Origin of the sequence: Candidatus Symbiopectobacterium sp. (assembly GCF_020054415.1) — a bacterium.
Lineage (GTDB): Bacteria > Pseudomonadota > Gammaproteobacteria > Enterobacterales > Enterobacteriaceae > Symbiopectobacterium.
The window spans coordinates 1-1,613 of the sequence record NZ_JAHWCO010000256.1; the positions used below are offsets into that span (position 1 = coordinate 1).

At 44.3% G+C, this 1,613-nt stretch carries 1 tRNA gene and 3 pseudogenes; all 4 read left to right on the top strand.

From position 1 onward, the window contains the following. Positions 1 to 83, top strand: a pseudogene (locus QZ506_RS07435) (lipoprotein); the annotation flags it as partial. A 475-nt stretch (positions 84 to 558) separates the two neighbouring features. Further along, positions 559 to 633, top strand: a tRNA-Arg gene (locus QZ506_RS07440). 163 nt (positions 634 to 796) lie between these two features. Further along, positions 797 to 889 (top strand): annotated as a pseudogene (locus tag QZ506_RS07445) (integrase); the annotation flags it as partial. A 41-nt stretch (positions 890 to 930) separates the two neighbouring features. Continuing rightward, positions 931 to 1,488: pseudogene (gene dcuR / locus QZ506_RS07450) on the top strand (two-component system response regulator DcuR); the annotation flags it as partial. Between the last annotated feature and the right edge of the window lie 125 nt (positions 1,489 to 1,613).

A 1,613-nucleotide genomic window follows, 5' to 3' on the forward strand; every position in this document is an offset into this window, starting at 1 on the left:
AGGTGGGTGAAGCCATGGCCATGGTCAAAGCGCTTAACCGGATCACGCTATTAGGAATGCCGAACAGTATTCGCATCACGTAACAATCGACCCGTATGGGGCGCAGTCGTTACAAGTTCTGATTTATTCAACAAAGCCACGTTTTACCGCTGATGCTGCGTAGCTTTGTGTCACTGAGTGCCATGTTTATATCCTGTACACACTAAACAGGGTCATTGTGTACTCAATATGTACGCAATAGCAAGTGAACAATCCTGTGAAAAACAAAAACAATGGTGAAAAGAAGGACTAAACAGCACAAAGCAATTGATGGAAAGAAGTAAGTTGCGGTATGATACAAACAAAAGGTGAAACAGGGCGTTGTTGAATAATAGGTAATTATGCTGTTTTTCCATGCCAGTTTTGGTTGAAAATGCTTCTCATCTCAGGTATACACTTTTCTCATGAGGCCTAACTGCATGATTTTACGTTGCGATGATCCGTCGTTTCACTGGGCTGCCAGCATAAAATCTATTTATTCAACAAAGCCGTGAAACAGTCAAAACAACCTTAAACAATGTCTCCATAGTTAAATGGATATAACGAGCCCCTCCTAAGGGCTAATTGTAGGTTCGATTCCTGCTGGAGACACCATCATCTCGTCTACATTAGTTCACCGAAGCCAACACATTCCTTAAAAAAGCTTATATTACAAAGCAAATTACTCTACTTGAGTCAATAGAAGTCTATTGCAATCGTCTCTAGGTTTTGGGCATTATTTGGTGCTCTCACTGGTTCGAGTTTAAAAGAGCACCATATGAAGCTAAATCCCAGACAGGTACAAACAGCTAAAGCAAAAGAAAAATCTTACAAACTCTCCGATGGGGGAGGAATGTATTTGGAGGTTACATGGCTTTGTTGAATAAATTGTATTAGTCGCGACTAATACAACTGATGCAACCCGATTCCGAGATCGATCTGGTGCTGCTCGATATCTATATGCAGCAGGATAACGGGTTGGATCTGCTGCCGACCATTCGTGAGTTCAGCGAACAAACGGATGTGATTATCATCTCCTCCGCCAGTGATGTGTATACCATTAAGAAAGCGCTGCATTACGGCGTGGTCGATTACCTGATCAAACCGTTCCAGTTCTCTCGCTTTGAACAGGCGCTGACCGCCTATCGCGAAGAAGCGAACCTGCTGAAACATCGAGAATTTGTTGCTCAGTCGGATATTGATAGCCTGATTCGTCGCACCAGCGGCGGTGTGGCCGGTGAGCGTAAAAAACTGCCGAAAGGGCTGACCAGTCTGACGCTACGCACCGTCTGCGAATGGATTGAAGGCAACCAAGGGGCTGAGTTTTCCACGGAAATGCTGGCAAACGCGATTGGCATCTCTCGCGTATCTTGCCGTAAGTATCTGACATATCTCGCTGATACTAATATTCTTGCCACCAATATCCTCTACGGATCGACTGGTCGCCCTGTGTACGGCTTTGTTGAATAAATAGATTTTATGCTGGCAGCCCAGTGAAACGACGGATCCTCGCAACGTAAAATCATGCAGTTAGGCCTCATGAGAAAAGTGTACACCTGATATGACAAGCATTTTCAACCAAAACTGGCATGGAA